Annotated in this window: 1 pseudogene; it reads left to right on the forward strand. The window is 62.9% G+C overall.

The features are described from left to right. A pseudogene (locus tag AAFX91_RS42225) lies at positions 1 to 669 on the forward strand (IS5/IS1182 family transposase); the annotation flags it as partial. Positions 670 to 701 lie beyond the last annotated feature (32 nt).

Consider the following 701-nt stretch of genomic DNA (forward strand, 5'->3'; position numbering starts at 1 on the left):
CGGATCATCCGCGACATCCGCCGCAAGATTGATGGCGATGCGGTGCTGGAAGCTCGCTTCGGCCCATTGCTGGGTTTAGCGCAGCAGGTGCGCAGGCAGGATCAGCATCAGCGCGGTCCAAAGGTCTATGCGTTACATGCCCCGGAGGTCGAGTGCATCGGCAAGGGTAAAGCCCGTGCGCCCTACGAATTTGGCTGCAAGGTCAGTGTCGCCACCCCCGTGACGTCTCCGAAGGGCGGCCAGTTCGTGCTGCATGCCAAGGCCCTGCATGGCAATCCCTTTGATGGGCATACGCTCGGCCCTGTGATCGCCGACATGGAGAAGCTCACTGGCGTGGAGGCTCGCCGCATCCACGTCGACAAAGGGTATCGTGGTCACAACTACCCGCATCGGTTCAGGGTGTGGATCTCGGGGCAGGTCCGCCGCGTCACAGCTTCTATCCGTCGCGAGATGAAGCGCCGCGCGGCTGTCGAGCCCGTCATCGGTCACGTCAAGGCTGAGCACCGCATGGAGCGCAACTATCTCAAAGGCCGCGTGGGCGACCGCATCAACGCCGTCCTCGCCGCAGCCGGCTATAACTTCGGCCTGCTCCTGCGGTGGCTCGCAGGACTCTTGCGTGCCATCATCCGGGCGTTCACCGAAACTGTCCCGGCCCAAAAGATCGCTTAAATCACCGCTCTCCCGCGTTCTTCACGGACGAC

Origin of the sequence: Bradyrhizobium sp. 31Argb (assembly GCF_043638955.1) — a bacterium.
Taxonomy (GTDB): domain Bacteria; phylum Pseudomonadota; class Alphaproteobacteria; order Rhizobiales; family Xanthobacteraceae; genus Bradyrhizobium.